The sequence below is a fragment of the Lactiplantibacillus sp. B652 genome (assembly GCF_023806745.1).
Lineage (GTDB): Bacteria > Bacillota > Bacilli > Lactobacillales > Lactobacillaceae > Lactiplantibacillus > Lactiplantibacillus pentosus.
Genome location: NZ_JAMSKY010000009.1, coordinates 22,023 through 45,501, shown reverse-complemented (window position 1 = coordinate 45,501; position 23,479 = coordinate 22,023). Strand labels below are relative to the sequence as shown.

The window sequence follows — 23,479 nt, the reverse complement described above, 5'->3', positions numbered from 1 at the left end:
TTAAAAATACAGATTTTTGGAAGGAGGACACTTTAGAACATGCCAACAATTAACCAATTAATTCGTAAAGGCCGTAAGTCTAAAGTATCAAAATCAAATTCCCCAGCATTAAACTTTGGGTATAACAGTTACAAGAAGGTTGCAACTAAGAACCCAGCACCACAAAAGCGTGGGGTTGCTACTCGTGTCGGTACCATGACTCCTAAGAAACCTAACTCGGCTTTACGGAAGTATGCCCGTGTACGTTTATCAAACTTAATCGAAGTTACAGCTTACATTCCTGGTATTGGTCATAACCTCCAAGAACATAGTGTTGTTTTAATTCGTGGTGGTCGTGTTAAGGATTTACCTGGTGTTCGTTACCATGTTATCCGTGGTGCCTTGGATACTGCCGGTGTCGAAGATCGTCGCCAAAGCCGTTCCAAGTACGGTACCAAGAAGCCAAAGAAATAATAAGGAGGTAAGTTAAATGCCAAGAAAAGGTGCACCTGCAAAACGCGAAGTTTTAGCAGATCCAATGTATAACTCTAAATTAGTAACGCGTTTAATTAACCACTTAATGTTAGATGGTAAGCGCGGTACTGCATCAACTATTTTGTATGATGCTTTTGATCAAATCAAAGAACAAACTGGTAACGATCCTTTGGAAGTCTTCGAAGAAGCGATGAAGAACGTTATGCCAGTACTTGAAGTTAAGGCCCGCCGTGTTGGTGGTTCTAACTACCAAGTTCCAATCGAAGTTCGCCCAGATCGTAAGACGACTCTTGGCCTTCGTTGGATCGTTCAATATGCTCGCTCACGTGGCGAACATACCATGTCCGACCGGTTAGCTCGTGAAATCATGGATGCTGCTAACAATACTGGTGCTTCTGTTAAGAAGCGTGAAGATACGCATCGGATGGCTGAAGCCAACCGGGCCTTCGCTCACTATCGTTGGTAATATATCCGTGAAATGGTTAAAGGTCGCCTTTAACTAATCACAAAAAAGGTGGCTATTATATGTGCGCATATAGTAGTCATTTTTTGAAATAAGCTTTATACTGTTAATTCCATTTAAATTGAGAGGAGTAACACATTTTCTAATGGCTAATACACGAGAATTCTCACTCGATAAGACCCGTAATATTGGTATTATGGCCCATATCGATGCTGGTAAGACCACGACTACTGAACGTATCTTGTACTACACTGGTAAGATTCACAAAATTGGTGAAACCCATGATGGTGCTTCACAAATGGACTGGATGGCCCAAGAACAAGAACGTGGGATTACCATTACTTCAGCTGCCACGACTGCGCAGTGGAAGAACCACCGGATCAACATCATCGATACCCCAGGACACGTTGACTTCACTGTTGAAGTTGAACGTTCACTTCGGGTTTTAGATGGTGCCATCGCTGTTTTGGATGCCCAATCTGGTGTTGAACCTCAAACTGAAACGGTTTGGCGTCAAGCATCAACGTATAACGTTCCCCGGATCGTTTTCGTTAACAAGATGGACAAAATTGGTGCGGACTTCAAGTACTCTGTAAGCACGATTCATGACCGCTTACAAGCTAACGCCCACGCCATACAATTACCAATCGGTGCCGAAGACAATTTCGAAGGGGTCATTGACTTAATCGAAATGAAGGCTGACCTTTATGATGAAGATCAACTTGGTACTGAATGGGATACAGTTGACGTTCCTGATGAATACAAAGAAGAAGCCCAAGCTGCTCGTGATGACTTAATCGAAGCCTTAGCTGACATCGATGACGGCATCATGGAAAAGTACCTTGGCGGTGAAGAAATCAGCAAAGAAGAAATCAAAGCTGCTATCCGTAAGGGTACGTTAGCACTTGAATTCTTCCCAGTATTAGCTGGTTCAGCCTTCAAGAACAAGGGTGTTCAAATGTTAATGGATGCCGTTGTGGACTACTTACCATCACCACTTGATGTTAAGCCATACAAGGCCACTGATCCTGAAACTGATGAAGAAGTTGACTTGATCGCCGGTGATGACAAGCCATTCGCTGCCTTAGCATTTAAGGTTGCCACTGACCCATTCGTTGGTCGTTTGACTTTCATCCGGGTATACCAAGGTACTTTGGAATCTGGTTCATACGTCTTGAATGCCACTAAGGACAAGCGTGAACGTGTTGGTCGTTTACTTCAAATGCATTCTAACCAACGGAAAGAAATCCCAGAAGTCTTCTCTGGTGATATCGCCGCTGCGATTGGTTTGAAGAACACCACGACTGGTGACTCATTGACTTCTGTTGACCATCCATACCACTTGGAATCAATGGAATTCCCTGACCCAGTTATCCAGGTTGCCGTTGAACCTAAGACTAAGGCTGACCAAGATAAGATGAACGTTGCCTTACAAAAGCTTTCTGAAGAAGATCCTACTTTCAAGGCTGAAACTAACCCTGAAACTGGTGAAACTTTGATCGCCGGGATGGGTGAATTGCATTTGGATATCATCGTTGACCGGATGCGGCGTGAATTTAACGTTGAAGCCACTGTTGGTGCGCCTCAAGTTTCATACCGTGAAACCTTCACCAAGAGCACTCAAGTTCAAGGTAAGTTCGTTCACCAATCTGGTGGTAAAGGTCAATATGGTGATGTTTGGATCGAATTCACTCCTAACGAAGAAGGTAAAGGCTTCGAATTCGAAGACGCCATCGTCGGTGGGGTTGTTCCTCGTGAATACATTCCTTCAGTTGAACAAGGTTTGAAGGAAGCTATGGCTAACGGTGTGTTAGCTGGTTATCCTTTAGTTGACGTTAAGGCTAAGCTCTATGATGGTTCTTACCATGATGTCGATTCTAGTGAAGCTGCCTTCAAGATTGCCGCTTCATTAGCATTGCGGAATGCCGTTAAGTCAGCTGGTCCTGTTATCCTTGAACCTATCATGAAGGTTGATATCGTTGCCCCAGAAGATTACTTAGGTGATGTTATGGGTCACGTTACTGCTCGTCGTGGTAACATCGAAGGTATGGAAGAACGTGGGAATGCCCAAGAAGTTCATGCTTACGTTCCTTTGGCTGAAATGTTTGGTTATGCAACCACACTTCGTTCAGCGACTCAAGGTCGTGGGACATTCACGATGACCTTTGATCATTACGAAAAGGTTCCAAAGTCAGTTCAAGAAGATATTATCAAGAAGAATGGCGGCACTCCTGCCAACTAAGCTTGATTAATCATATGAAGAACGTTCAGCTTCGGCTGGGCGTTCTTTTTTTGCACTTTTTTGATGTGTGGGGTGTCGTTTGGTTGAAACGAGTGACTTGTGTGCCTTAATCGAACTTGTGAGCGTGCTGAGGGCAGGTTGAGGAGAATATAGGGAAAGAGAGCGCCAGATGCGACTGACAGCTCAAAACGGGCGCTGTGAGGTCTCACTAAGCCGGTTTTAAACATCAGTGGATGTCATATTATAGTAGAACACGTTGTGCTAGTTATTATTTAGCATGAAAGATGATTAAAGCATGCCGTTTTTAAGTTCAAAAGTGCCAGCTGAGACCCGCTGGAAATAGTGCAAGTTCGCGTAAGCTGTCAGGTGTGGCGTCGTCCTAGGCATTCCGGCCATTGCCCAGAATACCTTCCAGCCGGATCTGTGTTCGAAAGGCGGACATGTGCAGACCCAAACTTTTATTGCATGAGACGTTGGTTCTAAGCACACGTTCACTTTGACGTTCGACTGTCAGACTATTTTCTCACAATTGCTAAACTTCCTTACACATGCTTTAATGCTTCGGACACACGCTTCACTGGACCTTTCAGAATTTTCTCCAGTCCCCTGAGATAGCAAAGTACTGAGTCTAAACGAAGGAAATCTAATCAACTAATGTACAGACTGGTTGCAATTAAAGCTAATGAATAATATTCAAGTAATCTTTCAAATACTCAAATGCGATCAGTCATCATCAATATCGCTCAAAAGTTTGTTCAAAGGACCTGTCTCCTAATATTCAGTGGTCAAATTGTACCAAGATAGGTGGTCGTTCATCCGCCATTCGAGCGGCTTCCCGACTGGAAGGGGCGGCTGACAATGCTCAGTAGCCAAATTATTCTTAGTCGGAAGCGAACTTCTTCCGGCTTAGAATAAGACTCGTATTTGAAATTGCGCAGTGATTTTCTGCGTGGGTTCAAATCGACGTCGGCTTACGTTCCAGCAATTGTCAGCCGGCCCTGGAAGTCGGACTAAGACGCACACCGGCTGACGAATAGGAACCCAAACAAGTGGCATGCTTTGATCATGACGCAGACTGCATTAACTAGCACAATGCGTGTCCCAAAAGACTCGGGTATTACTGACGAGTCTTTAACGTTGCCACCTGCACCATGTAAGTTGCGGCTAGTAGGGGCAATTAAGGCATGAGTAATGTCTCATTGGACAAGTTGCTTCTATAGATAATACTGTGTCGTGAGATTGTGGCGGCTCGGCACAAAAGTGAGTGGATAAGAACTAAGATGGTCAGCTCGTTTAGCTGAGAGCGTGTTTAGTATTTAATATGGAGGGCGTTAATTTGGATCGGGGCCTTCAGAAAATTAGTGAACATCGTTAGTAACCAAAAAAATAAGCACAAACGCTATTAATTGCCAGCAATTTATGTTACATTAATTGAGCTGGTTCAAAAAAGGTAACACGGTTTACAGCGATGGTTATAAAAAAAGTGCGAAAACACTTGCTATTACAGAGCTTTTCATTTATTATAGATTGTGCTTGGTATTTAGAAGGGGATTACTATACCCCCCATCATCAAGTAGTCGTAGTTAGCTTTGATGTGAAAGGTTGCGACACGCCCGGCCACATTGTCATGGGACGTGGCGGTAATTTTCACGGAGCTAGTCTTATTTTCAAAATAGACGAAGGAGGTCACAACAATGGCAAAGCAAAAAATTCGTATTCGCTTAAAGGCATACGAACACCGCATTCTTGATCAGTCAGCTGACAAGATTGTCGAAACGGCAAAGAGAACTGGTGCTACTATTTCAGGTCCAATTCCATTGCCTACTGAACGGACTATTTATACCGTTCTACGTTCACCACATAAGTTTAAGGACTCACGTGAACAATTCGAAATGCGGACTCACAAGCGGTTAATCGATATCGTTAACCCAACGCCTAAGACGGTCGACTCATTAATGAAGTTAGACTTGCCTAGCGGTGTAGATATTGAAATCAAGCTTTAATTTACAAAACTAAAATCAATTAATTGGAGGTGTACTCATGACCACTAAAGGAATCTTAGGGAAAAAGGTAGGAATGACGCAAGTCTTCACTGAAAGCGGCGAATTAGTTCCCGTTACAGTTGTTGAAGTTCAACCTAACGTTGTGTTGCAAGTTAAGACTGTTGAAAACGACGGTTACGAAGCAATCCAATTAGGTGTTGACGACAAACGCGAAGTCTTGACGAACAAACCTGCTCAAGGTCATGCAGCAAAAGCAAAAACGACTCCTAAGCGCTTCATTCGTGAAATTCGTAATGTTGAGCTTGGAGATTACACAGTAGGTGACGAAGTCAAAGCGGATATTTTCGCAGCTGGCGACGCCGTAGACGTTACGGGTATCACTAAAGGTCATGGTTACCAAGGTAATATCCATAAGGATGGCCAAAGTCGTGGACCTATGGCTCACGGTTCTCGTTACCATCGTCGTCCTGGTTCAATGGGTGCTATTATCAACCGTGTCTTCAAAGGTAAGAAATTACCAGGCCGGATGGGTAATCGCCAACGGACGATGCAAAACTTACAAATTGTTCGTGCCGACGTTGAAAACAACGTTTTATTAATTAAAGGGAATGTCCCTGGCGCTAACAAGTCATTTGTTACAGTTAAAACATCAGTTAAGAGTAAATAAGGAAGGAGGACATAATACATGACTAGCGTAGCATTATTTAAACAAGACGGTACGCAAAATGGTGACGTTACTTTGAACGACGCTGTGTTTGGTATTGAACCAAACGAAAACGTGGTTTTTGATGCCATCTTGATGCAACGTGCATCAATGCGTCAAGGAACTCACGCAGTTAAGAACCGTAGTGCTCGTCGCGGTGGTGGTCGTAAACCATGGCGTCAAAAGGGTACTGGTCGTGCGCGTCAAGGTTCAATCCGTTCACCACAATGGCGTAAAGGTGGGATTGTCTTCGGACCAACCCCTCGTTCATACAGTTACAGATTACCTAAGAAGGTTATGCGCTTAGCTTTGAAGTCTGTCCTTTCACAAAAGGTCTTAGACAACAGCTTAGTTGCAGTTGATAGCTTAGCTTTCGACGCACCAAAGACTAAGGAATTTGTAAATGTGTTAAACAACCTCAACGTCGATACCAAGACTCTTGTTTTGGTTGAAGAGGACAATGAAAAGGCTGCTTTGGCAGGTCGTAACTTACCAAATGTTAAGATCCTAAAAGCCAAAGGTGTTAACGTCTTAGATGTCGCTAATAGTGACAAATTAGTCGTTACCCAAAAAGCCCTCGATCAATTAGAGGAGGCGCTCGCATAATGGAAGCACGCGATGTAATTTTACGCCCTGTCGTTACTGAAGCATCAATGGCTGACTTGGACGACAAGCGCTATACATTCGATGTCAACGTACAGGCGACAAAAACGCAAGTTAAAAAAGCAATCGAAGAAATCTTCGATGTCAAAGTCGTTAAAGTTAACGTTATGAACGTTAAAGGGAAGCTTAAGCGTCAAGGTCGTTACGCCGGCTACACTAAGAAGCGTCGTAAGGCGATTGTTACCTTAAGTTCTGATTCTAACGAAATTAAGTTGTTCAACGACGATCAACAATAAATCTAATTTAGGAGGTAACTCTAGTGGGTATTAAGAAGTATAAACCAACCACTAACGGCCGTCGTAATATGACTGCTTCTGATTTCTCAGAAATCACTAAGACGAAGCCAGAAAAGTCATTATTAGACTCACAAAGTCACACTGCCGGTCGTAACAGTTATGGTCACATTACTGTTCGTCATCGTGGCGGCGGTCATAAGCAACAATACCGTTTGGTTGACTTTAAGCGGATTAAGGACGAAGTTCCAGCAACCGTTAAGGCAATCGAATATGATCCTAACCGGACAGCAAACATCGCATTATTAGTTTACGCTGACGGTGTTAAATCATATATCTTAGCACCAAAAGGTTTGGAAGTTGGTATGCAAGTACAATCAGGTGCCGAAGCCGACATCAAGGTTGGTAACGCATTACCATTAACTAACATCCCTGTTGGTACTGTTATTCACAACATCGAATTGAAGCCTGGTAAGGGTGGCCAATTGGCTCGCTCAGCCGGTACTTCAGCTCAATTACTTGGTAAGGAAGGCAAGTACGCAATCGTTCGTTTGTCTTCTGGTGAAGTTCGTTTAGTTCTTTTAACTAGCCGTGCCACTGTTGGTACTGTTGGTAATGAACAACATGAATTGATCAACTCAGGTAAAGCCGGTCGTTCACGTTGGCAAGGCAAACGCCCAACGGTTCGTGGTTCTGTAATGAACCCTAACGATCACCCTCATGGTGGTGGTGAAGGTAAAGCGCCAATCGGTCATCCATCACCAATGTCTCCATGGGGTAAGAAGACCCTTGGTAAGAAGACTCGGAACAAGAAGGCTCGTTCAAACAAGCTTATCGTTCGTGGTCGTCGTCCAGGCAAGCATTAATAAAATTTGAATTTACTGTAGTTATCGAGAGGAGGTCACACGATGGGTCGTAGTTTAAAGAAGGGACCTTTCGCAGATGCGCATTTATTAAAGAAAATCGATGCACAATCTGATTCTGACAAGAAATCTGTCATCAAGACGTGGTCACGTCGTTCAACAATTTTCCCAAGTTTCATTGGGTACACAATCGCTGTTTATGATGGTCGCAAGCATGTCCCAGTTTACATCCAAGATGACATGGTTGGTCATAAGTTAGGTGAATTTGTACCAACACGGACGTTCCATGGTCATGGAACTGACGATAAGAAAACGAAGTAATAGTTAGGAGGATATAAAGAATGGCTGAACAAGTAACATCTGCACGTGCAACTGCAAAAACTGTTCGTATTGCCGCTCGTAAGGTCCGCCTAGTTGTCGATCTTATCAGAGGTAAAAGTGTTGCCGAAGCTTTAGCAATCCTGAAGTTCACTCCACGGGGTGCTTCTCCAGTAGTAGAAAAGGTTTTGCTTTCTGCTGTTGCTAACGCTGAAAATAACTTTGACTTAGATCGTGAAGATTTGGTTGTAAGCGAAGCTTTTGTTAACGAAGGACCAACCTTAAAACGGTTCCGTCCACGGGCAAAGGGTTCTGCTTCACCAATCAACAAGCGGACTAGCCACATTACGATCACAGTTACTGAAAAATAGGAGGGATAACGCGTGGGTCAAAAAGTAAATCCAACCGGATTACGTGTAGGAATCATTCGCGACTGGGAAGCAAAATGGTATGCTGAAAAAGACTTTGCTGCCTACTTGAACGAAGATTTACGCATCCGTAAGTATATCGAACAACGACTTGCCGACGCTTCCGTCTCCACCGTTGAAATCGAACGCGCGGCTAACCGCGTCAACATTTCAATCCATACCGCAAAACCAGGGATGGTTATTGGTAAGGGTGGTTCTGAAGTTGAAGCACTTCGTAAGGAATTAAACAATTTAACTGGTAAGCGAGTACACATCAACATCATCGAAATCAAGAAGCCTGATTTGGATGCCAAATTAGTTGGTGAAAGTATTGCGCGTCAATTGGAAGGCCGGGTTGCTTTCCGTCGTGCTATGCGTGGCGCAATGCAACGTACAATGCGTTCCGGTGCCAAGGGTATTAAGACACAAGTTGCTGGCCGTTTAAACGGTGCCGACATGTCTCGTGTTGAAGCATACTCAGATGGTACTGTTCCATTGCATACGTTACGTGCCGATATCGACTATTCATGGGTCGAAGCACGGACCACATACGGTAAGTTAGGTGTTAAGACCTGGATCTACCGTGGCGAAATCTTGCCAGAAAAGAAATCTGCTAAAGGAGGAAACTAAACATGCTGGTACCTAAACGGGTTAAGTATCGTCGTGTTCACCGTGGTAAAATGCGCGGTGAAGCTAAAGGCGGTAAAACAGTTGCTTTTGGTGATTACGGTTTACAAACCCTTGAATCACACTGGATCAGCAACCGGCAGATTGAAGCTGCCCGTGTTGCTATGAACCGTTACATGAAGCGTGGCGGTAAAGTATGGATTAAGATTTTCCCTCACAAGTCCTACACTGAAAAAGGTGTTGGTGTCCGGATGGGTAATGGGAAAGGTACTCCTGCAGGTTGGGTAGCACCAGTTAAACGTAACAAGGTTATGTTTGAAGTTGCCGGTGTCCCTGAAGAAGTTGCACGCGAAGCTTTACGCTTGGCTGGAACTAAGTTACCTGTTAAAACTAAGATTGTTAAGCGCGAGGAAGTAGGTGGCGAATCAGATGAAGGCTAAGGAAATTAAGGCATTGTCCACTACTGAAATGCTCGAAAAAGAAAAGTCTTACAAAGACGAACTTTTCAACTTGCGTTTTCAATTGGCCACTGGTCAGCTTGAAAACACCGCTCGTTTAAAACAAGTTCGTAAGAACATTGCGCGTATTAAAACTGCGTTGCGTGAACAAGAGTTAAACAAGTAGAGTATAAAGGAGGCAATCACGAATGAGTGAAGATACTCGTAACAGCCGTAAGGTGATCCAAGGACGCGTTGTTTCTGACAAGATGGACAAGACCATCGTTGTTATTGTCGAAACTTACAAGAACCATCCAGTTTACGGCAAACGTGTTCGTTATTCAAAGAAATTCAAGGCTCATGATGAAAAGAATGAAGCCAAAATTGGCGATATCGTCAAGATCATGGAAACTCGTCCTCTATCAGCTACTAAGCGTTTCCGCTTAATTGAAGTTGTTCAAAAAGCTGTTATTATCTAGATTATTAGCTGAATAAAATTACATGAAGGGAGGACACTTACTGTGATCCAACAAGAAAGTCGTTTAAAAGTTGCTGACAACTCCGGTGCCCGTGAAATCCTTACTATTAAGGTATTAGGTGGCTCTGGTCGGAAAACTGCTAACATCGGTGATATCATTGTTGCTACGGTCAAACAAGCAACACCCGGTGGTGTTGTCAAAGCTCATGATGTCGTTAAAGCCGTAATCGTCCGGACTAAGTCTGGTGTTCACCGTGCTGACGGTTCATACATCAAGTTTGATGAAAATGCTGCAGTTATTATTCGTGATGACAAGACGCCACAAGGTACTCGTATCTTTGGCCCTGTCGCTCGTGAATTACGTGATAAAGACTTCATGCGTATCGTTTCATTAGCGCCAGAAGTACTCTAGTCACACACCGTAAATAAGGAGGTGCGCAACCTAATGTTGATTAAAACTGGTGATAAAGTTCGAGTAATCAGCGGTAAGGATCGTGGTCAAGAAGGTACTGTTAAAAAGGTTATCTCTGCCAAGAACCGGATCGTTGTTGAAGGTGTTAACAAGATCAAGAAACACCAAAAACCAACGAACGTTAACCCACAAGGCGGTATCGTGGACATCGAAGCACCAATCGATGCTTCAAACGTTATGTTCCTTGACCCATCAACCAACGAACCTACACGTTTAGGTGTTCGTCGTGAAGATGGCAAGCGTGTCCGTTACGCTAAAAAGTCTGGTAAAGACTTAGAAAACTAAGACTGACTGAAAGGAGGAAGCAAGTTTCATGGAAAACCGTTTAAAAGCTCAATATGAAAAAGAAATCGTCCCAGCATTAGTTGACAAGTTCAACTACACTTCAGTAATGCAAGTGCCAAAGCTGGCTAAAATCGTTTTGAACATGGGTGTTGGTGATGCAGTTACCAACGCTAAAAACTTAGACGAAGCAGTTGAAGAATTAACTTTGATCTCCGGTCAAAAGCCATTGGTTACCCGGGCAAAGAAATCTATCGCTGGTTTCCGTCTTCGTGAAGGTATGGCAATCGGTGCCAAGGTTGACTTACGTGGTGAACGTATGTATGACTTCTTGGACAAGTTGATCAATGTTTCATTACCACGTGTTCGTGACTTCCATGGTGTAAGTACTCGTTCATTCGATGGTCGCGGTAACTACACATTGGGTGTCCGTGAACAATTGATCTTCCCAGAAATCAACTATGATAATGTTAACCGTGTTCGCGGTTTAGACATTGTAATCGTTACGACAGCTGATAGTGATGAAGAATCACGTGAGTTGTTAACTCAATTTGGCATGCCATTTGCTAAATAACCGAAGGGGGTTAATCGAAGTTGGCTAAAAAATCACAAATTGCTAAACAAAAGCGCGGTGCTAAGTTTAACGTACAAAACTACACCCGTTGTGAACGTTGTGGTCGTCCACATTCAGTTTACCGTAAATTCCACTTGTGCCGTATCTGCTTACGCGACCTGGCCCACAAAGGTCAAATCCCTGGTATGAAAAAGGCCAGCTGGTAAAAATAAACCCAAGTTAAAGGAGGTTAAACTTTCATGATGACTGATCCAATCGCAGATTTCTTGACTCGTATCCGTAACGCTAACATGGTACGCCACGATTCATTAGAAGTTCCTGCATCAAAAATCAAACGGAACATTGCTGAAATTTTAAAGAATGAAGGTTTTGTTCGCGACGTTGAATATATCGATGATGACAAACAGGGCATCATCCGCGTCTTCTTGAAGTATGGTAAGGACAACGAACGTGTAATCAGTGGCTTGAAGCGTATTTCAAAGCCAGGTTTACGTTCATACGTCAAGGCTGATGCTGTTCCTAAGGTTTTAAACGGTTTAGGGATTGCTATCATCTCAACTTCAGAAGGTGTTATTACTGATAAAGAAGCTCGCGCCAAGAAGCTTGGTGGCGAAGTATTAGCTTACGTTTGGTAATCATTAATTAAGACGGGAGGTGCAAGTAAGTGAGTCGTATTGGTTATAAAGTAATTGAACTACCTGCTGGGGTAGAAGTATCACAAGCTGGTGAAGTCGTTACGGTTAAGGGTCCTAAGGGTACTTTGACGCGCAACATTGCCAGTGATATTACGATGACGGTTGAAGGCAACGAAGTTAAATTCACTCGTCCATCAGATGACTACAAGATGAAGGCATTACACGGTACTACCCGTGCTAATGTGAACAACATGGTTGAAGGAGTTACTAAAGGCTTTACTAAGAACCTTCAATTGGTCGGTGTTGGTTACCGTGCCCAATTGCAAGGCAAGAAGTTAGTATTAAGCGTTGGTTACTCACATCCTGTTGAATTCGAAACGCCAGAAAACTTGACAATTGAAGTTCCTGACAACACGCACATCAATATCTCTGGTATTGGTAAGCAAGCTGTTGGTGACTTTGCTGCCGAAGTTCGGGCCGTTCGTTCACCTGAACCTTACAAAGGTAAAGGGATTCGTTACGTCGATGAATATGTTCGTCGTAAGGAAGGTAAGACTGGTAAATAATGCAGCTTAAAGCTGTCCATACTAATATATAGAGGTGACTATTGTGATTTCCAAACCAGATAAAAACAAAACACGTCAACGTCGTCACGCACGTGTTCGCGGTAAGATTTCTGGTACTGCTGAGCGCCCACGCTTAAATGTTTATCGTTCAAACAAAAACATCTACGCTCAAGTTATTGATGATGTAGAGGGTGTAACGCTCGCAAGTGCCTCAACTTTAGATAGCGAAGTTAAGGGTAACAACAAAACTGAACAAGCTGCGTCTGTCGGTGAAGTTGTTGCTAAACGGGCTGCTGAAAAGAAAATTACTGATGTAGTTTTCGACCGTGGCGGTTACTTATATCATGGTCGGGTTCAAGCTTTGGCTGAAGCCGCTCGTGAAAACGGACTTAAATTCTAACAAAGGAGGAATAATACCATATGACTTTCATTGATCCATCAAAATTAGATCTTGACGATAATGTTGTTGCCATTAACCGGATTACCAAAGTTGTTAAGGGTGGTCGTCGCTTACGTTTTGCTGCATTAGTAATCGTTGGGGACCACAAAGGACACGTTGGTTTCGGTACTGGTAAGGCTCAAGAAGTTCCAGAAGCAATTCGGAAAGCTTCCGAAGCTGCTAAAAAGAACTTGATCACTGTACCAATGGTTGGTACCACCATTCCTCATGAAGCACTTGGTGTTTACGGTGGTGGCCGCATCATGCTTAAGCCAGCCGTTGAAGGTTCTGGTGTTGCCGCTGGTGGCGCCGTTCGTGCCGTCATGGAATTAGCCGGTGTGGATGATGTTACTAGTAAACGATTAGGCTCAAACACGCCAGTTAACGTTGTTCGTGCAACGTTCGAAGGCTTGAAGAGCTTAAAGACTGCTGAACAAGTCGCTGCTTTACGTGGCGTTTCAGCCGAACATTTAGCTGAATAGGGAGGACAAACAACATGGCTCAATTAAAGATCACTTTAGTACGCAGTGCTGCTCATCGTCTTCCTAAGCAACGTAAAATCGTTAAGGAATTAGGTTTAGGCCGGATCAACAGTTCCGTTATTAAACCTGATGACGCGGCTACTCGCGGTCAAATCTTCCACATCGCACACTTAGTCGATGTCGAAATCATCAAGTAATTCAAATTTTCAAAGAGGAGGTGCCTACTAAATGAAGTTACATGAATTAACACCTAGTGAAGGTTCACGTTTTTCACGTCGTCGGATTGGTCGTGGTGACTCAAGTGGCCAAGGTAAGACTTCTGGTCGTGGCCAAAAAGGTCAAAAGGCGCGTGGTAAGGTTCGTGTAGGTTTCGAAGGTGGCCAAATGCCATTGTACCGTCGGATTCCTAAACGTGGATTTACTAACATTAACCGTAAAGAATATGCGGTTGTTAATCTTGACGGCCTCAACCGTTTTGATGATGGTGCCGAAGTTACACCAGAATCATTAAAGGAAGCTGGCTTAGTTAAGAAGAGTTCTGCTGTTAAAGTTCTTGGTAATGGTAAACTCAACAAAAAGTTAACAGTTAAGGCAAGCAAGTTCTCTGCAACGGCGGTTGCAGCCATTGAAGCTGCTGGCGGTAAAACTGAGGTGATCTAATTTGCTGACTACCATGAAGAACGCTCTCAAAGTAAAGGATATTCGGAATAAACTTCTATTCACATTGGGCGTTTTGATTGTATTTCGTCTTGGCTCTTATATCACAGTTCCCGGAGTCAATGCCCAGGCGCTTCAGTCGGTGGCATCTTCGGGGCTGATAAGTATGTTGAATACATTCAGTGGTGGCGGTTTAACAAATTATTCCATCCTTGCTATGGGGGTATCCCCTTACATTACTGCACAAATCATCGTTCAATTGTTACAAATGGACATTGTTCCGAAGTTTGTTGAATGGGGCAAACAAGGTGAAGTTGGTCGGCGTAAGCTTAATCAAGCGACGCGTTGGTTAACGATCGTCTTGGCCTTTGTTCAATCGATTGGGATCACAGCTGGGTTTAACTCATTGAGTCAACTTAAGCTGGTTGATAATCCAAGCATTTCAACTTACCTGACCATTGGGGTTATCCTCACTGGTGGGGCAATGTTGACCACTTGGATGGGTGATATGATTACGGATCGTGGGATTGGTAATGGGGTTTCCATTATCATCTTCGCCGGGATCATCGCCCGTATGCCAACTTCGATTTATCAAATTTATCAAGAACAGTTCGTTAACGTTTCACAGAGCGACTGGTGGAAGAGTGGGTTGTTTGTTGTCGGTTTAGCGCTGCTTGTGTTGATTATCGTTATGTTTGTAACGTGGGTCGAACAAGCGAACGACCGAATTCCAATTCAATATACTCGACGTGCAGCTGGTGCACCTGACAGTAGTTACCTACCATTAAAGGTGAACGTTGCCGGGGTTATTCCTGTCATTTTCGCGAGTTCCTTCATTGCAACGCCCCAAACGATTTTACTTGGTTTCCAATCCAGTCATGGTGACGAAACTTGGTATACCGTTTTGAGTAATATCTTCAATATGCAGTCAACGACTGGTGCGATACTTTATACCGTTCTAATCGTGCTCTTCACGTTCTTCTATGCGTTTGTTCAGGTCAATCCTGAAAAGCTCTCTAAGAACTTACAAAAGCAAGGCAGCTATATTCCTGGTGTTTGGCCAGGTAAAGATACTCAAAACTGGGTTTCAAAATTGTTAATGCGGTTAAGTACGGTCGGTTCCCTTTACCTTGGGTTGATTTCATTGATTCCATTATTAGCTTCTGATATTTGGGGTCTGGATGAATCCATTGGTTTAGGTGGGACGAGTTTACTGATCGTTGTCGGGGTTGCCCTTGAAACAATTCGTCAAATTAAAGGATTAATGATGAAACGAGACTATGTCGGTTTCATTCGTTAATCAGCGAATGTGTTGGGGAGACTCAGCACATTTGTGCATTCTGGAGGGAAAAACATGTCAACAATGAACCTGATTTTAATGGGACTACCTGGTGCCGGTAAAGGGACCCAAGCTCAGAAAATTCTTGAAGATTTTGATATTCCACATATCTCAACTGGAGATATTTTCCGGGCAGCCATTAAGAACGAAACAAAGATGGGCTTGGAAGCCAAAAAGTATATTGATGCTGGTAACCTGGTTCCAGACGAAGTCACTAACGGCATCGTCTCAGACCGGTTGGCCGAAGCGGATACGAAAAATGGTTTCCTATTAGATGGTTACCCACGTAACATCGATCAAGCTCATGCTTTAAAAGAAATCGGCGAGAAGCTCAACAAACCTTTAGATGGGGTCATCAACATTCATGTTGAACCCGATGTGTTAGTTGAACGGCTTTCCGGACGGTTTATCTGCCGGACTTGTGGCGCAACTTATCATAAGTTGTACAACAAGCCTAAGGTAGAAGGAACCTGTGACGTCTGTGGTGGTCATGATTTCTATCAACGGGATGATGACAAGCCTGCAACCGTTAAGAATCGTTTGGATGTCAACGTTAAGTTGAACACGCCATTGATCGATTATTACGGTCAAGAGAAGTTACTCTACAATGTCGACGGTGATCGCGACATTGATGATGTCTACAAAGATATCAAGCACATTCTTGATAACCTCTAAAACCAGGGTTCCTAAGCTTCGGCGTTTGCTTTTCAAAGGCCGTTGTGATAAACTTATTCAGGTTTAGCCGTTGACTGATTTAATATTTTCTTAATGTTATGATTAGACAATGACTGGTTCATAAAAGGACCAAATACGTGGCAGCACGGAATCTGAGAATAAGGAGGGACAGTATTTGGCAAAGGAAGACGTCATCGAAATTCAAGGCACCATTAAAGAAACATTGCCTAATGCGATGTTTAAGGTTGAACTTGAAAACGGCGCTGAAATCTTGGCACACGTTTCAGGTAAAATTCGGATGCATTACATTCGGATCTTGCCTGGTGACAAGGTTACAGTTGAAATGTCACCTTATGATTTAACTAAGGGCCGGATTACCTACCGTTTCAAGTAGGCTCGGTCTACGTACCTTATAGGAGGTAAAAATTCATGAAAGTAAGACCATCTGTAAAGCCAATGTGCGAACACTGCAAAGTTATTCGTCGTAAAGGCCGCGTGATGATTATCTGCTCTGCTAACCCAAAGCATAAGCAACGCCAAGGTAAATAATTTAATTAAGTTGGAGGTGAAATATTAATGGCTCGTATTGAAGGAATTGACTTACCACGTGACAAGCGTATTGTCATTGGTTTGACTTACATCTACGGTATCGGTAACACTTCTGCACAGAAGATCCTTGCTGAAGCCGGTGTTTCAGAAGACGTTCGTGTACGTGACTTAACTCCTGACCAGGAAGATAAGATCCGTGCCGTTGTCGATGGTTACAAAACTGAAGGTGACTTACGCCGTGAAGTAAGTATGAACATCAAGTTATTGCAAGAAATCGGTTCATACCGTGGTATGCGTCATCGTCGTGGTTTACCAGTTCGTGGTCAACACACGAAGAACAACGCTCGTACTCGTAAGGGTAAAAAGGTCAGCATCGCTGGACGTAAAAAATAATAATAAAGGAGGTTTTCGAATTTTATGGCAACTAGAAAGACAACCCGTCGTCGTCGGGTAAAGAAGAACATTGAATCTGGTGTGGCTCACATCCATTCAACGTTCAACAATACACTTGTTATGATCACTGACATGCAAGGGAACGCCGTTGCATGGTCATCAGCTGGTTCATTAGGTTTCAAGGGTAGCCGTAAGTCAACACCTTTTGCTGCTCAAATGGCCGCAGAAGCTGCTGCTAAGGCATCAATGGAACATGGCATGAAGACTGTTGAAGTCGCTGTTAAGGGCCCTGGTTCAGGTCGTGAAGCCGCTATCCGTGCTTTACAAGCTACTGGTTTGGAAGTTAGCGCCATTCGCGATGTTACGCCAGTGCCTCACAATGGTTCTCGTCCTCCAAAGCGTCGTCGTGTTTAATCTGTGACGTTCATTTTGAGGGCAAACTTCATTTTGTACACACAACTACTAAACACCACGCGTTTTGAAAGGGGTAAAAGATAAGAATGATTGAATTTGAAAAACCTAACATTCATAAAATTGATGAAAACGACAACTATGGTAAGTTTGTTGTAGAACCGCTTGAACGCGGTTATGGTACAACTTTAGGGAATTCACTTCGTCGGATTCTTCTTTCTTCTTTACCTGGCGCTGCTGTTACTAGTATTCAAATTGATGGTGTTCTTCATGAATTTTCAACGGTAGAAGGCGTAACGGAAGACGTTACGGCAATTATCTTGAATGTTAAGAAGATTGCACTTAAGTTAGAATCAGACGAAACCAAGACGTTGGAAATCGACGTTAAGGGACCTGCAAACGTGACTGCCGGTGATATCATTGGCGATGCTGATGTAGAAGTCTTAAATCCTGACTTGCCAATTTGTACTGTAGCAGACGGGGCACACTTCCATATGCGTATGACCGCAAATACTGGTCGTGGTTATGTTTCCGCTGAGGATAACAAACATCGTGAAGATGACATGCCAATTGGCGTTTTAGCTGTTGATTCATTGTATTCTCCAATCGAACGTGTCAACTACCAAGTTGAAACGACTCGGGTTGGTCAACGTGATGATTTCGATAAGTTAACCTTAGACGTTTGGACAAATGGTTCAATCACTCCAAGTGAAGCCATTAGTCTATCAGCCAAAATCCTGACTGATCACCTTTCAATCTTCGTAAATCTCACTGATGAAGCTAAAAACACTGATGTGATGGTCGAGAAGGAAGAAACGCATAAGGAAAAGATGTTAGAAATGACGATTGAAGAGTTAGATCTCTCCGTCCGTTCATACAATTGCTTGAAGCGTGCTGGTATCAACACGGTCCAAGAATTAACTAACAAAACTGAAGCTGATATGATGAAGGTTCGCAACCTTGGACGCAAGTCACTCGAGGAAGTTAAAGCAAAATTAGCTGACCTTGGGTTATCATTACGCAAAGAAGACTAATACAAGGGAGGATATCCGTTCATGAGTTACCGTAAATTACAACGTACAAGTTCACAACGTCGTGCATTATTACGTGATTTGACCACGTCATTGATCGTTAACGGCAAGATCGAAACGACCGAAGCCCGTGCCAAGGAAGTTCGTTCAACTGCTGACAAGATGATTTCATTGGCTAAGAAGGGTGATTTAAGCGCCCGTCGTAAGGCCGCTACGTTCATGCGTGACGTCGTTGCCGATGTTAAAGAAGATGGCGACAACGTGGCTGTACAAACTGCATTGCAAAAGCTATTTAGTGACTTAGGTCCTCAATACGCTGACCGCAATGGTGGTTACACTCGAATTTACAAGACTATGCCTCGTCGTGGCGACGGTGCACAAATGGTTGTCTTGGAACTCGTTGACTAGTTAAAATTGTTTTACGGATCACTGGGACTGATGATTGACGGACGCTATGATGGTGGTTGCTTGCAGAATAGCAACTAAGTCTAGTTCGGAAGTTGTTTATGGTTAGACATAGATGGCATATCGCAGTTCTAAGTGATTTTTTTTGGTGCTAGTTACAAGGCCGTTGATCTGGATGCTTTCCGGGTCAACGGCCTTTTTTGATCCGACGAAAAAATCGCCTTCTCCAGTCTCGAATGAGACCCTGAGAAGGCGATTTTGAGATTTGCACAGATGAAGATGTGAAGAGCCAGTCTTTGTCAATGTGATTCAGTGGTGACATGAGACCGCCTATAAATCGAGGATACATTGACGGTGCTGCTACCAACGTGTCACGCTTAGTTAGCCCTGGGACGTAACGCTATGTTACTAGCATTGCAAGTCGAAGTGCTGAAGCTGAAGTTGAATTGGCCCTCAGATCAGTGCCAGCGCTGAATGCTTACGACAGCCGTATTGGGGGCTAATTATGGCGATTCAGCAGTTGCCGCGTTAAGTTGATCAGGTCAGTTCTGGCTGGCTGATCAGGGAGTTTTTCTAGTAGGGTGAGGGCCTCCTGCGTGTACTTAGTCGCTAATTCCTGTGCACGTTTTACGCCACCAGCATCAATGACCAGTTGCTGGACTCGTTGGCGTTGAGCAGGCGTGATTGTCCCTTGTAAGCTCATTAACGGCAATAAATCGGCCTTGGCGTCTGTCTGGAGGGCATAGATCAAAGGCGATGTATACACGCCCTCAGCGACGTCTTCGAGAATTGGCTTACCCGTCTCAGCTGGACTTTCTTGGTAATCCAAAATGTCATCTAAGATCTGAAAGGCCATCCCGATTGCAAGTCCTGCTTGGCGGGCCCGCTGTGCGAACCGCTGACTTTGACCAGATTCATAGGCGCCTAAGAAACAGCTCAATGCGAACAGTTCCGCCGTCTTACCTTGAATCTGTTGCAGGTATTCCGCCATAGTAATGTCAACGTGATAGTGGCGATCCTTTTGTTGGACCTCGCCCATCAGAATCTTTTCCATGTTTTCCGAGTTAAGCTGAATACTCTTAAAGCTACTCGAGTAGTGCGCTAGGATTTTAAAGACGACCACGAACAGGTAATCACCCGCGTACACGGCCGTATCCTTACCGAACTGTTTTTGAATCGTGACATGGTGTCGCCGCAGCGCTGCATCATCCACAATGTCATCATGGATCAGTGTGGCGGTATGCAATGTCTCTAGTGAGGCGGCGAGTGCAACCATGCGTTGACGGTCGGTCGTCTTGAATTGTGAGAATAGGAGACAGTAAGCTGGCCTGAGAAGCTTACCACCCCCATGAATCATTGCCAAAATGGCGTCATTGATGGCTTTATCCGGGATGTTGATGTTCGTCGTCATCAGTTGCATGACGTCTTGCAATTCAGGCTGCAGCGCCGGATAATCACGCCAAATTGGATGTAATTGCGTTGTCGATGGCATAAAATGTTACTCCTTTTTTTGACCTGAGAGGTGTTCTCGATTGAATCTGAGATAACGAAGCGTCGTCACGTGCGTGAACAAGTAATTGGCTGCGATACCCAGTGCGATACCAGCTGCCAAGCCGATAATCGATAGTATCGGCAAGTATAGCATCACCGTCCAAGTCTGCGCGATGAGACTTGCGACGAGCAGTTGGCCCACGTTATGCATGACGCCCCCGGTCGCTGAAATACCGATGATGCTTACGCGTCGTGGCCCCAGTTGTTTCACGGCTAGCATCGCAAACAAGCTGAGAAACGCGCCGCCAAAGCTATACAGAAAGGTCGACAGGGTGCCGCCAATCAGGGCCGTTAAAATCAGCCGTAACCAAGTCAGGGTGATGACATCTCGTAACGAAAGCGTGTAGATGGCGACGATCGTAATGAGGTTAGCCAGTCCCAGTTTGGCACCCGGCGCGAAGGCAAACGGGAAGGGAATCATCCGTTCCAGAATCCCAATAATGACCCCCTGGGCGACGAGCAGTGCAATATAAATATTGCGATGAGTTTTATTCGATTGTTCAAATGAATTATGCATGCTTTACTCCGTAACTAGCCCGTTGCCACCTGATTTGACGTGACCATTGCTGGACTTGATCTCGATCAAGAGTTTGTGTGGCAAACAAACGATCGTCTGGCCAGGTTTATGAATCCATCCCCGGCGCACACAAACTTGATCAGAACAGTTGGCCTTCGTGATGGCGACCCGCTTGGGGGCAAAAGTGATGGTGTTGTAATGACCATGACTGTCACGATACGTGAAGGTCGTCGTCCGTTTCAGCTTCGTAATATTGACGCGCTTGAGGACCGTACCATCGTGTGAAACGACGGCGGTATATGTCGCTTGCTGCTTGGTCCTTTTTTGCTTTTTGGCGACTAAGGTTGCGCGGTCGGCCTGCTGTTTTTGCTGATATGAAAAAATCGCTAGTGGGGTGAACGATAGGATAATCAACGCAACAATAATAATGATATCAAACGGTTTGATCATATCCCCGTAGCGCTTGAACGTTCGAATCATTGCCCGTAATTTACGCATCGTCAACCCTCCAATCAGTCACGTAAAAAATGGTTCAAGGGAAAATAATCACCCTCGAACCATCGGGAAAGGATTTAATTAATTATAACGCATCTAGCGGGTTTTAACACCGTCGTAATGGGAACGAACATTGCCGTACCACCAGTGCCCGAGGTGCTTTTGCATCCACGGAACGACCCAGTAGTCCAAACCAAATGTCCGACCAGACCCGTTCATCAAAGCGAGTGCGACGAAGACCATCCAGATGTTGACCCAGTAGAACATGCCAGATAAGCAGAAGACAACGACTAAGCCGATGGTGACTGCATTGGCAAACCAAGTAAATAGTCCGAAGAAGATGCAAAGGGCGATGACGATTTCGACACAGGTCATAAACTTCTGGAAGAAGAGCGCCATTTGCATGTTTGGTACGAAGAACTTGGTGATTGATTCGAACCAGTGTGGCATTTTATCAAAGACCATCAGTGGTTCCTTACCATACATATAGGAAAGACTGAAGACACCCTTAGCCGCTGTGGCAGTCGATGAAGCCGCTTCTGAGGCCCCACTGGTTGCAGCCGCCTTAGTTGCTTCGGAAGCGCCACTAGTTGCGGCGGCTTGTAGCCAGGCAAACGGTAAACGTAACTTGTCCGTGAACCACGATTCAGAACCCTGGACTTTTGTCCAGCAATCCCACAACCACATTGCGCCGTAGAAGAACCGTAATGGCACACTCCAGAGGACGTTACCAGCACGTGAGACCCAGCCACGGAAGACGTTCCGGTTGTTGCGTGTCCGGAAGAATTCGTGCATGAAGTACTGGAATAGGTAGTAGCCAGAGAAAATCTGAACATAATACAACCAGTTGATCGCGTGCTTCAATAGAACGGCAATAAAGCCTGAAACGTTCCACTTGCCGAGGACTTGAGCCACGGCGTACTTAGAACCAATCGAGTCAACGGATGCTTGATAAGCGCCTTTGAATGGCTTGATCGTTACATCGGTCTTGTCGACGTTCTTGATGATACCTTCGACCGCTTTAGCCGCAGTTTCTTCAGCCCCTTGAACGATTTGTGGGACTGGGCGTGGTTGGCCAGGTTCTTGGTAACTCGTCGAATCACCAGCTAAGAAGATGTTATCGCTGTCCTTAGCTTGCATGAATTCGTTGGCGACCAGCCGACCACCCCGTGGATTGGTTTCGATACCGAACTTCTTGACAATACTGTTGGCCCGCACACCGGCTGTCCAGATCAACGTATAAGTCTGAATCGGATCTTTGCCCTTTAAGTTGACGTGGTCTTCGAAGACTTCCGTAATCATGGAGTTGGTCATGATATCCACACCATGCTTCTTCATGTAGGTTTCAGCCTTACCAGCTTGCGTCCGATTGAGCATGTTGATGATGGTTGGGGCGGCTTCCACTAATTGTAAGGTGATCTCTCTCGGGTCGAGCTTGTTGTCCCGTGCTAAGACGTCCCGATATTCAATCAGTTCACCAATTAGTTCGGACCCCGTGAATCCAGAACCACAGACGGTGAACGTCAACATCGCTTTGCGTTTTGCAGGGTCGAGTTCTGCCGCGCCCCGCCGAATAATTGCTGATAAATGTGACCGCAAAGCCATCGCTTGTTCGAAGGACCACAATTCAAAGCCGTGTTCCTTAACCCCTGGCGTACCGAAATCATTGGATTCACCACCAAGACTAATGAGCAGTTGGTCATATTGATAACTCCCATGCTCAGTTGTGACCGTTTGGGCATCCTTATCAATGCCGGTAACCGTATCCGTAACTAAACGGACATTTTTGCGTCGTGCGAACAACCGTTGCAAATCATATTGAATATGCTCAGGTTCCACCCGTTCCGTGGCAACTTCATGTAATTCAGTCATATACGTGAAGTATGAATGTCGGTCAATTAACGTAATCTCAACGTCCGGATTTTTCTTAAAATGCTTGGACAGTTTTTTGGTTGCGTAAACGCCAGCAAACCCCGCACCGACAACGACAATATTTTTCTTTGCCATTGCGTAACAACTCCCTTGAATAAATAGTGTAAAAAGATAATTCCACTAACAATTATAACGATAATGTAAGCGGTTGTCTATGGATTAT

At 44.4% G+C, this 23,479-nt stretch carries 36 protein-coding genes; 32 read left to right on the top strand and 4 right to left on the bottom strand.

Translation table 11 applies throughout. The features are described from left to right. The first annotated feature begins 39 nt into the window (after positions 1–39). The 32 genes from rpsL (at position 40) to rplQ (ending at position 18,824) form a co-directional block, all read left to right on the top strand. Complete coding sequence (rpsL, locus tag MZO40_RS11500) at positions 40–453, top strand: 30S ribosomal protein S12 (RefSeq protein WP_003638056.1); 414 nt, start codon at positions 40–42, stop codon at positions 451–453. 16 nt (positions 454–469) lie between these two features. After that, the gene (rpsG, locus tag MZO40_RS11495; RefSeq protein WP_003638057.1) at positions 470–940 is read left to right on the top strand and encodes a 30S ribosomal protein S7; all 471 of its coding nucleotides are present in this window, start codon (positions 470–472) and stop codon (positions 938–940) included. Between the two features lie 142 nt (positions 941–1,082). Continuing rightward, a complete protein-coding gene (fusA, locus tag MZO40_RS11490; protein ID WP_003638058.1) occupies positions 1,083–3,179 on the top strand; it encodes an elongation factor G in 2,097 nt (698 codons plus the stop codon). Between the two features lie 1,694 nt (positions 3,180–4,873). Further along, a complete protein-coding gene (rpsJ, locus tag MZO40_RS11485) occupies positions 4,874–5,182 on the top strand; it encodes a 30S ribosomal protein S10 (protein WP_003638059.1) in 309 nt (102 codons plus the stop codon). Positions 5,183–5,219: 37 nt separating this feature from the next. Further along, entirely contained in the window at positions 5,220–5,849 is a 630-nt protein-coding gene (rplC, locus tag MZO40_RS11480) for a 50S ribosomal protein L3 (RefSeq protein WP_003638060.1), read from the top strand. Positions 5,850–5,867: 18 nt separating this feature from the next. Beyond that, entirely contained in the window at positions 5,868–6,491 is a 624-nt protein-coding gene (gene rplD, locus MZO40_RS11475; protein ID WP_050338977.1) for a 50S ribosomal protein L4, read from the top strand. Continuing rightward, positions 6,491–6,784 (top strand): 50S ribosomal protein L23, encoded by a 294-nt coding sequence (gene rplW, locus MZO40_RS11470; protein WP_003638062.1) that lies wholly within the window; start codon positions 6,491–6,493, stop codon positions 6,782–6,784. The genes rplD and rplW overlap by 1 nt, the downstream gene beginning before the upstream one ends. 23 nt (positions 6,785–6,807) lie before the next feature. After that, the gene (gene rplB, locus MZO40_RS11465; protein ID WP_003638063.1) at positions 6,808–7,647 is read left to right on the top strand and encodes a 50S ribosomal protein L2; all 840 of its coding nucleotides are present in this window, start codon (positions 6,808–6,810) and stop codon (positions 7,645–7,647) included. Positions 7,648–7,689: 42 nt separating this feature from the next. Then, entirely contained in the window at positions 7,690–7,965 is a 276-nt protein-coding gene (gene rpsS, locus MZO40_RS11460) for a 30S ribosomal protein S19 (protein WP_003638064.1), read from the top strand. 20 nt (positions 7,966–7,985) lie between these two features. Then, the gene (gene rplV, locus MZO40_RS11455; protein WP_003638065.1) at positions 7,986–8,333 is read left to right on the top strand and encodes a 50S ribosomal protein L22; all 348 of its coding nucleotides are present in this window, start codon (positions 7,986–7,988) and stop codon (positions 8,331–8,333) included. A 12-nt stretch (positions 8,334–8,345) separates the two neighbouring features. Continuing rightward, positions 8,346–8,999: a 30S ribosomal protein S3 gene (gene rpsC / locus MZO40_RS11450; protein ID WP_003638066.1), complete on the top strand. Its 654-nt coding sequence runs from the start codon at positions 8,346–8,348 to the stop codon at positions 8,997–8,999. Positions 9,000–9,001: 2 nt separating this feature from the next. Further along, positions 9,002–9,436, top strand: a complete 435-nt coding sequence (rplP, locus tag MZO40_RS11445) for a 50S ribosomal protein L16 (RefSeq protein ID WP_003638067.1) — start codon at positions 9,002–9,004, stop codon at positions 9,434–9,436. Next, positions 9,426–9,620: a 50S ribosomal protein L29 gene (rpmC, locus tag MZO40_RS11440; RefSeq protein WP_003638068.1), complete on the top strand. Its 195-nt coding sequence runs from the start codon at positions 9,426–9,428 to the stop codon at positions 9,618–9,620. Before rplP ends, rpmC begins: the two co-directional genes overlap by 11 nt. Before the next feature lie 22 nt (positions 9,621–9,642). Further along, entirely contained in the window at positions 9,643–9,912 is a 270-nt protein-coding gene (rpsQ, locus tag MZO40_RS11435) for a 30S ribosomal protein S17 (protein WP_050338976.1), read from the top strand. A gap of 42 nt (positions 9,913–9,954) precedes the next feature. Beyond that, positions 9,955–10,323 (top strand): 50S ribosomal protein L14, encoded by a 369-nt coding sequence (rplN, locus tag MZO40_RS11430; protein WP_003638070.1) that lies wholly within the window; start codon positions 9,955–9,957, stop codon positions 10,321–10,323. Positions 10,324–10,356: 33 nt separating this feature from the next. After that, on the top strand, positions 10,357–10,668 hold the full coding sequence (gene rplX, locus MZO40_RS11425; RefSeq protein ID WP_003638071.1) for a 50S ribosomal protein L24: 312 nt from the start codon (positions 10,357–10,359) through the stop codon (positions 10,666–10,668). A 28-nt stretch (positions 10,669–10,696) separates the two neighbouring features. Beyond that, positions 10,697–11,239 carry a 50S ribosomal protein L5 gene (gene rplE / locus MZO40_RS11420; RefSeq protein ID WP_003638072.1) on the top strand — a complete coding sequence of 181 codons (543 nt, stop codon included), beginning with the start codon at positions 10,697–10,699 and terminating at the stop codon, positions 11,237–11,239. A 20-nt stretch (positions 11,240–11,259) separates the two neighbouring features. Next, on the top strand, positions 11,260–11,445 hold the full coding sequence (locus MZO40_RS11415) for a type Z 30S ribosomal protein S14 (protein WP_003638073.1): 186 nt from the start codon (positions 11,260–11,262) through the stop codon (positions 11,443–11,445). 33 nt (positions 11,446–11,478) lie between these two features. Further along, the gene (gene rpsH / locus MZO40_RS11410; RefSeq protein ID WP_003638074.1) at positions 11,479–11,874 is read left to right on the top strand and encodes a 30S ribosomal protein S8; all 396 of its coding nucleotides are present in this window, start codon (positions 11,479–11,481) and stop codon (positions 11,872–11,874) included. A 29-nt stretch (positions 11,875–11,903) separates the two neighbouring features. Further along, positions 11,904–12,440: a 50S ribosomal protein L6 gene (rplF, locus tag MZO40_RS11405; protein WP_003638075.1), complete on the top strand. Its 537-nt coding sequence runs from the start codon at positions 11,904–11,906 to the stop codon at positions 12,438–12,440. A gap of 34 nt (positions 12,441–12,474) precedes the next feature. Further along, on the top strand, positions 12,475–12,840 hold the full coding sequence (gene rplR, locus MZO40_RS11400) for a 50S ribosomal protein L18 (protein WP_033618852.1): 366 nt from the start codon (positions 12,475–12,477) through the stop codon (positions 12,838–12,840). A gap of 20 nt (positions 12,841–12,860) precedes the next feature. Continuing rightward, the gene (gene rpsE, locus MZO40_RS11395; RefSeq protein ID WP_003638077.1) at positions 12,861–13,361 is read left to right on the top strand and encodes a 30S ribosomal protein S5; all 501 of its coding nucleotides are present in this window, start codon (positions 12,861–12,863) and stop codon (positions 13,359–13,361) included. A 14-nt stretch (positions 13,362–13,375) separates the two neighbouring features. Then, positions 13,376–13,558 (top strand): 50S ribosomal protein L30, encoded by a 183-nt coding sequence (gene rpmD / locus MZO40_RS11390; protein WP_003638078.1) that lies wholly within the window; start codon positions 13,376–13,378, stop codon positions 13,556–13,558. 31 nt (positions 13,559–13,589) lie between these two features. Beyond that, positions 13,590–14,021: a 50S ribosomal protein L15 gene (rplO, locus tag MZO40_RS11385; RefSeq protein ID WP_003638079.1), complete on the top strand. Its 432-nt coding sequence runs from the start codon at positions 13,590–13,592 to the stop codon at positions 14,019–14,021. Position 14,022: 1 nt separating this feature from the next. Next, a complete protein-coding gene (gene secY, locus MZO40_RS11380) occupies positions 14,023–15,318 on the top strand; it encodes a preprotein translocase subunit SecY (RefSeq protein ID WP_021337916.1) in 1,296 nt (431 codons plus the stop codon). A 63-nt stretch (positions 15,319–15,381) separates the two neighbouring features. After that, complete coding sequence (locus MZO40_RS11375) at positions 15,382–16,032, top strand: adenylate kinase (protein ID WP_278186153.1); 651 nt, start codon at positions 15,382–15,384, stop codon at positions 16,030–16,032. A gap of 175 nt (positions 16,033–16,207) precedes the next feature. Then, complete coding sequence (infA, locus tag MZO40_RS11370; protein WP_003638082.1) at positions 16,208–16,426, top strand: translation initiation factor IF-1; 219 nt, start codon at positions 16,208–16,210, stop codon at positions 16,424–16,426. 35 nt (positions 16,427–16,461) lie between these two features. Next, entirely contained in the window at positions 16,462–16,581 is a 120-nt protein-coding gene (gene rpmJ / locus MZO40_RS11365) for a 50S ribosomal protein L36 (RefSeq protein WP_003638083.1), read from the top strand. Positions 16,582–16,608: 27 nt separating this feature from the next. Further along, the gene (gene rpsM, locus MZO40_RS11360; RefSeq protein WP_003638084.1) at positions 16,609–16,974 is read left to right on the top strand and encodes a 30S ribosomal protein S13; all 366 of its coding nucleotides are present in this window, start codon (positions 16,609–16,611) and stop codon (positions 16,972–16,974) included. Positions 16,975–16,998: 24 nt separating this feature from the next. Further along, positions 16,999–17,388, top strand: a complete 390-nt coding sequence (gene rpsK, locus MZO40_RS11355; RefSeq protein ID WP_003638085.1) for a 30S ribosomal protein S11 — start codon at positions 16,999–17,001, stop codon at positions 17,386–17,388. An 86-nt stretch (positions 17,389–17,474) separates the two neighbouring features. Beyond that, positions 17,475–18,419 carry a DNA-directed RNA polymerase subunit alpha gene (locus MZO40_RS11350; protein ID WP_003638086.1) on the top strand — a complete coding sequence of 315 codons (945 nt, stop codon included), beginning with the start codon at positions 17,475–17,477 and terminating at the stop codon, positions 18,417–18,419. Between the two features lie 21 nt (positions 18,420–18,440). Beyond that, positions 18,441–18,824: a 50S ribosomal protein L17 gene (gene rplQ / locus MZO40_RS11345; RefSeq protein ID WP_003638087.1), complete on the top strand. Its 384-nt coding sequence runs from the start codon at positions 18,441–18,443 to the stop codon at positions 18,822–18,824. A gap of 496 nt (positions 18,825–19,320) precedes the next feature. Here the strand turns inward: rplQ and MZO40_RS11340 are convergent, their stop codons facing one another. From MZO40_RS11340 to MZO40_RS11325, 4 genes are all read right to left on the bottom strand, one after another. Further along, complete coding sequence (locus MZO40_RS11340; RefSeq protein WP_105961503.1) at positions 19,321–20,313, bottom strand: polyprenyl synthetase family protein; 993 nt, start codon at positions 20,311–20,313, stop codon at positions 19,321–19,323. A gap of 6 nt (positions 20,314–20,319) precedes the next feature. Further along, complete coding sequence (locus MZO40_RS11335) at positions 20,320–20,889, bottom strand: Gx transporter family protein (protein ID WP_050338974.1); 570 nt, start codon at positions 20,887–20,889, stop codon at positions 20,320–20,322. Positions 20,890–20,892: 3 nt separating this feature from the next. Then, on the bottom strand, positions 20,893–21,387 hold the full coding sequence (locus MZO40_RS11330) for a NusG domain II-containing protein (protein WP_252133293.1): 495 nt from the start codon (positions 21,385–21,387) through the stop codon (positions 20,893–20,895). Positions 21,388–21,480: 93 nt separating this feature from the next. Continuing rightward, positions 21,481–23,391: an FAD-dependent oxidoreductase gene (locus tag MZO40_RS11325; protein WP_105961505.1), complete on the bottom strand. Its 1,911-nt coding sequence runs from the start codon at positions 23,389–23,391 to the stop codon at positions 21,481–21,483. Positions 23,392–23,479: the final 88 nt, after the last annotated feature.